This is a genomic window from Aestuariirhabdus haliotis (assembly GCF_023509475.1).
GTDB lineage: Bacteria > Pseudomonadota > Gammaproteobacteria > Pseudomonadales > Aestuariirhabdaceae > Aestuariirhabdus > Aestuariirhabdus haliotis.
On sequence record NZ_JAKSDZ010000035.1, the window covers coordinates 25206 to 33678 of the forward strand.

Here is an 8473-nt window from a genome sequence, read left to right on the forward strand (position 1 = left end):
CTGACATCGTAAGTTAAGCAGGCAGATCGGCAAAAAACAGACGATGACCGAGCAAACAATCCTGGCTTGCTTGTAGACAGGGTTATCCGCCAAGTTCCGGGGATAACCCCAAACGAATCAGGGTTACAGAAAAGTTTTTGCTGCCCAGTAGCCTTAAGCCTGCCTCCAACGCTGGGTATGTTGCAATATCTGATGGCTGATCAGCCAATGACAACCCTTAACGCCCAATGCTGTCACCATCAAGAGCACCGCCATTGCAGCGGCCGCCGCCGTATCGCCGGCCTCATCCATGTTGATGACCGCGACCGATGCCAGGGTAGTATCAGCAGAGTAGAGAAACACCACCGCCGATACCGTCGTAATCGCATTGACGAACAGGTACACGGAGATTTCCAACACGGGAGCCAGACAAAGCGGCAGCGTTACTTTGAAGAAGGTGGTATAAAAAGGCACCTTCAACGATGCCGAAACCGATTCGAATTCCTTATCGATCTGTTTCAAACTGGTAACCGCCGTGAGATGACAGACCGTATAAAAATGCACCAATGTGTTTAATACCAGAATAGCCAATGTGCCATAGATAACATTCAGAGGGTTGTCCGGCGCGTTAAAGAAAAAGATGTAGGATAAACCCAGCACCATACCCGGGATCGCCATCGGCAACATGGCCAAAAACTGCATCACCTTGCGCAACCAGGGAAATACATTCATTTTCTCATTCAAATACGCCAGGGAAAAAACGATAAGGGTGCCAATCAATGAAACCCAGAAAGCCATTCGCAGCGAATTAAAATAGGATTCCCAGCCGCCCCCATCCATCATATCGAATTGGTAGTTATTCAGGGTAAGGTCAAGATTGTAAGGCCAGAAGTTGATCAGCGACGCGTAAACGGCCATGCCGATCACCAACAACAGAAACGCACCGATAAGGCCGCAAAAGCCAAACAAAAGCATATCCCTTATTGGCTGAGCCTCTGGCCGTATGGCAACGGCTCGAGCCCCAACCTGAGCCGTCTGGCGCTTCTGTACCCGACGCTCAATCCAGAACGAGAGGATGGCCGGACACAGCAAAATGATACTCACCACCGCACCCATCTGAAAATTTTGTTGCCCGACTACCTGCTTGTAGATATCCGTAGCCAGCACGTTGTACTGGCCACCGATCACCTTGGCCACGCCAAAGTCGGTGATCGCCAGGGTAAAACAGACAAAGATGGTATTCACCAAACCATAGCGAACCCCCGGCAGGGTAATGGTGAAAAACACTCGCCATGCCGGCGTTTTTAACGCCTTGGCAGCTTCATACAAGCGCGCATCGCTATTGGCTAAGGCCGTCGTAAGAATCATCAGGGCATGGGGGAAAATCCAGAACGATAAACCGATGATAATGCCTACCGGTCCATAGATAGAATCCACGGGCAGCCAGTCTTTGAGAACACCCTGATTACCAAACAGATAGATCATGCTCAATGCCGGCAACAGTGAGGGGGCAAACAGGGGCAGACTACTGATAATACGGAAGCCTTTCTTGGCCACCATGCCGCTGCGGGTTAAAGCATAAGCGCTAATAAATGCACAACTGACAACAATCACCGTAGTCCAGCAGGCGATGATCAATGAATTGATAATGGAACTGAACAGCGCGGGGTTGGTAAAATATTCGACAAAGTTGGCCACACCAACAAACTGGCCCTGCTGATCCTGCAGGCTTTTTAATAACATGGTGGCCAGTGGGGCCAGCAACCCCAACATCAAAAATAAAACACCCAGTACTAAAAGAGTGCGCTGGAGAATACCCTCGAAGTTAAATCGAAATTGGTCAATGCCTCGTGCTATCAATGCTGTCATGCTTGCGCCCCTACCAGCATGCTCCATTGTTCGCCCGGTTGCAGATACTCAGTGGTTGAGGTGTCCTGGTCCCGAATACGCAATGGAACCGCCTGAGCGTCCGTGGCTTTTGGATAGAAGTGCAGATCCTGCTCATCGATAAGCAGGCTGATAATGTCGCCCACTGCGGGTTGTTGTTCGGCGTATTGATGGCCTGGCATATCAACCTCTATATCGACATCTATGGCCAGTCGAACCTCTAGCCGAACCAGGGCTCCCATAAAGACAATTTTTTGTACCGCCCCTCGTAAACCAAGGTTTTTGGGCGGAAGGCCAAGCTCCGCAGGCACCACTCTGACCCTCTCTGGACGAAAACCCAACTTACCTTCACTGACCTCCTGATCAAGACACAGGGGATAACTCAACTCCGTGCCTTCGATAACCAGTTTCTGATTATTTTCGAACCGACTGGGAAGTAAATTCATGCTACCGATAAAACGCGCCACAAATTCGGTCGCGGGATGATGATAGATCTCTTGCGGTGTTCCTGTCTGGGCAATGGTGCCATGGTCCATCACCACAATACGATCCGCCATGGTCAGCGCTTCATCCTGATCGTGAGTCACCATCACCGTGGTTATGCCGAGCGATCTTTGTAACTCGCAAATCTCCTTGCGCAGATGAAGGCGTACCCGTGCATCCAGTGCCGACAGCGGCTCATCCAACAGTAATAGTCCCGGTTGAATTGCCAGGGCCCTCGCCAGGGCGACTCGCTGCTGCTGGCCACCGGACAATTGACCGGGAAATTTCTCCTCGATGCCCGGCAAATCAATCTGTGCCAGCAGCTCGGCAACTCGAATGGCGCGCTCCTGCCGGGACAGCCTGTTGTTCACCAGACCGTAGGCAATATTGTCTGCCACCGTCAGATTTGGAAACAGGGCGTAAGACTGAAACACAATGCCAAAGTCCCGGTGTTGGGTTGGCAGATGTGTTATATCTTTCCCCCCCTGAATAATACGCCCTTGCTGCGCCTGTTCGAGGCCGGCAATGGTCCGCAGAAGGGTGGTTTTCCCGCAGCCGGAAGGCCCTAAAAAACAGACAAACTCCCCCTCATTGATTTGTAAGGAAATATCGTTGAGCGCGACAAAATCGTCAAAACGTTTTTCCAGTTCGGTAATTTCTAGATAAGGAGCTTGCAACATGATTCTATTCCCGGAGCACTGCATTATTTCAATCAGAGATCCAACACGGCTCCGATCCAATTCAAACAATCAGTTATGAAATTCTTTAACAATTAGGCGACCCGATCACTCAGGCCGCCATAAGCCGTAACAACAATTATTTTTTGGGTTCACTCTTGCTGTCGTAACGCTGCTGCCACTCCTTGAGAATGCGTGAACGATTAACAGCCGACCATTCAAAGTCGTTATCGATCATGCGATCGGCGATGTCCTCAGGGTAGTTCTTGATCGGCTTGGCAACGCCTGGCATAGCCACCACCGCATAGCTGTTGCTGTACAGTTCGTTGGCTTTGCGAGATACCGCCCAATCCATCAGGGTCTGGGCCGCTTTCAGCTTATCGGTGCCCTTAACGATGGCCGCCGCTTCCATATCCCAACCCAGGCCTTCAACGGGGAAAATCACTTCGATCGGCGCGCCCTTGTTGACCAGCTTGGCGCCGCGGTAAGCAAATGAAACGCCAATGGCGGTTTCACCAGCGGCAGCCAATTTGCAGGGTTTGGAACCCGAATGGGTGTAACGATCAATATTGCCATGCAACTTGTCCATGTATGCCCAGCCCTGGCCTTCACCAAAGCTTTGCAACCAACTGGACACATCCAGAAAACCGGTGCCGGAAGAGTTCGGATTAGGCATGATCACATGCCCCTTGTATTCCGGACGGGTTAGATCCTTCCAGCTGGTTGGCTTGGGCAGGTTCAGCTTCTTGGCTTCGATCGTGTTGTAGCAGATAGATGCCACCCAGGCATCCATACCCACCCAGGTAGGTTGCTCTCCCTTATCGACAAATTTCTTGCTCAGCTTTTCGACACCGGCAGGCTTGTACCCTTGCAGCATGCCCTGGTCTTTCAATACCAGCAGACTGGTCGCGGCCAGGCCCAACACCACATCGGCTTGAGGATTTTCTTTCTCGGCCAACAGGCGCGCCGTGACAATACCCGTAGAGTCACGCACCCAACGAATCCGGATGTCAGAATGTTCTTTCTGAAAAGCATTGGCGTAGGCCTTTAGCTGATCCGCTTCCAACGCGGTATACACCGTCAATTCCGTTTGTGCCTGTGCCTGCAATACAGTACCGACACTCAGCACAGCCGCCAGCATGCGGGCTTTAGCAATCAGTTTCATCTTAATCTCCAGCATAAATAGTAAAAAACAGAGGGGGATGACAATCCCGACAGACTCAAAGAGCCACCAGAACCTGGTATAGACCAAGAAAATTATGCCGAGACAAGATGACAACGCGATGACAGTTTTAAATACATTTTATGACCATATTTCACCGCCATCACAACGCCTCTTCTCAGAGACAAAGCAAAAAATAATTTATCACTGCTTCGATTTTCGATGACGGGTCGGGGTCGCTACATGGAAACTCGGGTGGTCAAATTCACGATGTTTCATGCCGTAATACTCATCATAAAAATCACCATAACCCTGTGCATTAAACGTATAAAACATGGCTCTTCTGGAATGATCGGAGTTGTTTTTTTCCGAATAGTGGGGCACATAGGAATCAAAAATGACTACATCCCCGGGTTGCGCAAGAACCGCCTGCCATTCTATTTGATTAACCACCTCTTGCTGTATGACCCCATGACGATCGCCACCTTCATAGCTGGGTAGAATCGGAAGCGCTCCACCGCTGGTGTTTTGCACTGGAAAGTGATGGTCTGAAAGATCATCACGATAATTCTTGGGAAAATAGAGACAACCATTTTCGACCGTCGATTCATCAAGAAAAATCGCCACGGTAATATGGTAATTGGGTTTAAGGTGATTGTAAGCAATCACATCCTGATGCGGTTTAAAGGCACCACCACCCGGGTTTTTGGCGTTGCATTTATCTTTAAAAAGAACGAATTCATCGCCGGTCAATTGCTTAATGTACTGTTGCAGTTTGGGGACAATCTGTTCTCGTACGCTGCGGTTATAGCCCTTGATATATTCAAAACGACAGACCTTGAGCGCATTATCAATTTCAGGAACAACGATCAACTCTTCCGGATGATCACGATAAAATTCGGTCGCACTCTCCTCACTACTGTGCATTCTCTGCAACAATCGCTCGGCGTGCTCGGTCAGATTCGCACTCACCTTTTCCAGCAGCATCATTTCCAGGGATGACAACCCCTGCTCTAGCACAACGTAGCCCCGATCCATAAACTCATCTTGGGTAGATAACATCACAACCTCTTAGTTCGCTGTTTGAATGGCCGCTTCCAGATAGACGCGGTACTGAGCAAAAGGCTGCAGGCTCATCTCTTCGATTTTTCCTTCGTCATCCCAACGACGCAGCTGGATGGCCTCTTCCGCATATTCCTGCTGCATAAACGCCCTTTGCTCCTCCTCAGTCATTAACCCTCCCTGATGATGAAACGAATCCAGGGATGCCGTCGACAAATCAGCCAGATACCCCTCTTCGACCGAACACAGATACCGCTTCGCCTGGGCATGCAGACGGATGGGTTCGGTCACCGCCGGAGGAAAATACGCTGAAAGATAATCGGCACCCACTCGATCGTGCTGATAGTTACCAAAGGCAACATCGGTCGCCGCAAGCAGATGACCGATATCATGCAGCAGCGCGGCGGCAATCAGTTCATTGCCAGCCCCGGAGCGTGCAGCCAACTCAGCGCACTGCACCGCATGCTCGGTTTGGGTAATATTTTCGCCGTAGGTTTGGTTGCCTTCGACAGAAAACAGATCGACGATTTTATCTATGGTGCTATTCATGATGTAACTCAACGGTTCCTGATGTTCGTTTGATTTTTTGGTGTTTTGTTTGCAGACCAAGGGGCTAACCCAGCGCCTGATCCTTCCAATGCAGTTGCGGCCAGTTTCGTGCCTCAGCAATCAGCGCTAACTGCGCACAGGGGTTGGTGGCTACCGGCTGGTCAACGCATTCCAGCAAAGGCAGATCATTCATGGAGTCACTGTAGAAAGCCGCATCATGGAGCGATTCCTTTTCCTGCTCCAGCCAGACACGAAGCCTGCTAACCTTGCCCTCTCGATAGGTCGGTGTTCCTTGAATGACTCCGGTATACCGGCCGTTCTTATTCAACACCAAATCGATTGCCAACACGTCGGCAATACCTAACCGACGAGCCACTTCCCGGACAATAAAGCTGACCGTGGCCGACACAACGACGAGCCGATGCCCGGCAGCGCCCAGCTCCGCTAATATCTGGCGTGCCTGGGGATAAATTCTTGATTCCACCCGATCGGTGACAAAACGTTGCGTAAGCTGTTCAACTTCATCAGCTGACAGCCCCAGCAGCGGTTGCATCTGATGCGAGACATAGTCGTCTATGCTCATTTTTTGTTGCGCATAAAGCGCCATCAAACGCTGCTCTTCACGGTAAAAGGCCGGGTCTGTGGCCACCCCGGTTTCCACCAGGTATTGGCAAAACAAGGATGAGGTATCGCAGCTAGTCAGGGTCTCATCGAGGTCGAAAATACGTAGGGCCATTCAGGTCAATTCCACAGTGTTGGTGACAACAGGCTATCGCTTTATCTGGTATAGACCAGATAATAGTGAATAAAAATGACAACTTGATGACAGGGTCAACCCGTGGAGATCAAAATATTCGATTGAAGCTAGTGCGGAGAATCCGCACTATAGGGAGAGTTGCAATTGTTACCATCGCTTGGCCGTATACAGTCGCTTGTTATGCTTTATATTTTGCACTGCGCTGCTTACCTAAACGCAAGATTAATATCGAAACTACAATGCCAACCCAAGCTGTATGGTTGCCATAAAATATGGCCACTATAGAGCCTAAACCAACGCAACCCCCAACAAGGTTCAATGTAAAAGTGGACATTGCGCCTTTGCCCTTAGAGGCTTTACCAAAAACGAGCGAAATAAAAACTAAAGCTAGTGGAAAACCAGCTATCCAGGCCCAAACCGTATAAACACCACCATTCAAGTAAGCGAGTAGAATCAAGACAGCAATAACAATTGAAAGCACAACTATTAGAGTGCGCTTTGAATGGTTGCTAATCGGTTTTATCATATCGTCGAATAACATGAATCACCTGGAAAAAATAACACCTCAATAATGGACCGGAACGCAGCGGCGAAGCCGTGGAGTGGAGGTGCAGACCCTCAAGGGTGTCATTGATTGACTTGTATGGTTTACTCATTACGGTAGACCAAGAAGTAGTACGGCGCAGTTGCGCCAAACGCAATAAAGATAACTGCAACGAACCACAACCACTTGCCGTTTGTGAGCATATGCCACCACATGGACAGAGTGTTTATTGCCACGGGGACAACCATAAACAAGATTAAAGCACCAAAAAGGAATTTCCCCAATGTACTTTCGAAGTCTTTGTGGGTGTATGAAACACCTTCACCAACACCAAAAATGCTCAATGCGGTGAAAATAACAAATATTGCAACTGTGTGATACGCGGAATACTTTTGAATCATGGTGACTATTTAACGCTTACCATAAGAGTCTCGCGGCTTTTTGCGCGTCCAGACCACGTATTTTTGTGTGCAATTCTTAATGGTTTTTTATGCAATCCTCTCATTTTTTGAATAATTTCCCAAAGAAAGAGGGCTTCTTTTCCTTAGGAATAGTTAGGTTTGCATATTCTGGCACTAGCGCCTTTGAACCATGTTTCTCAAAATTGATTCGAATCGTATTCTCACCAGATTTGATGAATTCAAAAATAGCTTCAACCTCACCTAGACCAAACAGAGGATGCTCTACTTTCATTCCAGGTGTTACTTCACCAATACCATTTACGGTTAGTGATTCGAGCTCCTTATCATCTAGCTTACTAGGCATAGAAATCCTTTAGAGTGCATAACGCAAAAATAACTGGCGAAAACGAACGCCAGTGAGTTTGAGTCCAGCGCGTGCCGCAAAGCGGTGGGTACGCGCGAAGTTCATTGGCTTGTTATGCATTTAGCACTCCAATTGCTGTAGAGGCAAGCGCAACCATGCTACTAAAGAACAGGCACCAACTAATAAAAATTGACTTATCAATTGCGTTACCTCGATATTCTGCACCCTCGCTGAAATCACCAATTGGGTAATTTATTAATAGAATTGCTTGTGCAACTAGAGATGAAAGCAAAGACAGAATAAAACCTGCTATCGCGACAGAGATGCCAGTCTCTTGGCTAGGGAATTTATAGGCCAGAGTAACTAAGACCACAATTGCTGCCGAGCTCAAGGTTGCGAGCATCTTTAAATGATCGTGAATAAAACCGAGCCTATCTTTTTCCGTTGGCATAAATTCTCCTTGATGCATAACGCCCGCATTTGCGGCTGGTTTGCAGCGCAGCGGAAAACCAGTGATCTTCCCCCGATAAAACGGACACATGATTTTTCATGCTGCTAATTGCTCGTATTCCATCGGTGAACAGTAATCAATTCCTGAATGCAGCCGC

General features: G+C 48.8%; 10 protein-coding genes. All 10 read right to left on the reverse strand.

Annotation, left to right across the window (positions count from 1 at the left end; all coding sequences use genetic code 11):
• Nucleotides 1–153 precede the first annotated feature (153 nt).
• Nucleotides 154–1848, reverse strand: a complete 1695-nt coding sequence (locus MIB40_RS15290; protein WP_249696027.1) for a putative 2-aminoethylphosphonate ABC transporter permease subunit — start codon at nt 1846–1848, stop codon at nt 154–156.
• Entirely contained in the window at nt 1845–3029 is a 1185-nt protein-coding gene (locus tag MIB40_RS15295; protein WP_249696029.1) for a putative 2-aminoethylphosphonate ABC transporter ATP-binding protein, read from the reverse strand. The genes MIB40_RS15290 and MIB40_RS15295 overlap by 4 nt, the downstream gene beginning before the upstream one ends.
• Nucleotides 3030–3165: 136 nt before the next feature.
• Entirely contained in the window at nt 3166–4191 is a 1026-nt protein-coding gene (locus tag MIB40_RS15300) for a putative 2-aminoethylphosphonate ABC transporter substrate-binding protein (protein ID WP_249696031.1), read from the reverse strand.
• Between the two features lie 201 nt (nt 4192–4392).
• Entirely contained in the window at nt 4393–5250 is an 858-nt protein-coding gene (locus MIB40_RS15305) for a phytanoyl-CoA dioxygenase family protein (protein WP_249696033.1), read from the reverse strand.
• Nucleotides 5251–5259: 9 nt separating this feature from the next.
• A complete protein-coding gene (locus MIB40_RS15310; protein WP_249696035.1) occupies nt 5260–5799 on the reverse strand; it encodes an HD domain-containing protein in 540 nt (179 codons plus the stop codon).
• Nucleotides 5800–5863: 64 nt separating this feature from the next.
• Nucleotides 5864–6535 carry an HAD family hydrolase gene (locus MIB40_RS15315; protein ID WP_249696036.1) on the reverse strand — a complete coding sequence of 224 codons (672 nt, stop codon included), beginning with the start codon at nt 6533–6535 and terminating at the stop codon, nt 5864–5866.
• Nucleotides 6536–6734: 199 nt separating this feature from the next.
• Nucleotides 6735–7097 (reverse strand): hypothetical protein, encoded by a 363-nt coding sequence (locus MIB40_RS15320; RefSeq protein WP_249696038.1) that lies wholly within the window; start codon nt 7095–7097, stop codon nt 6735–6737.
• Nucleotides 7098–7204: 107 nt separating this feature from the next.
• The gene (locus MIB40_RS15325; protein ID WP_249696040.1) at nt 7205–7501 is read right to left on the reverse strand and encodes a hypothetical protein; all 297 of its coding nucleotides are present in this window, start codon (nt 7499–7501) and stop codon (nt 7205–7207) included.
• A 100-nt stretch (nt 7502–7601) separates the two neighbouring features.
• Nucleotides 7602–7865, reverse strand: coding sequence for a hypothetical protein (locus tag MIB40_RS15330; protein ID WP_249696042.1), 264 nt, complete (start codon nt 7863–7865; stop codon nt 7602–7604).
• 112 nt (nt 7866–7977) lie between these two features.
• Nucleotides 7978–8316 (reverse strand): hypothetical protein, encoded by a 339-nt coding sequence (locus MIB40_RS15335; protein ID WP_249696045.1) that lies wholly within the window; start codon nt 8314–8316, stop codon nt 7978–7980.
• Between the last annotated feature and the right edge of the window lie 157 nt (nt 8317–8473).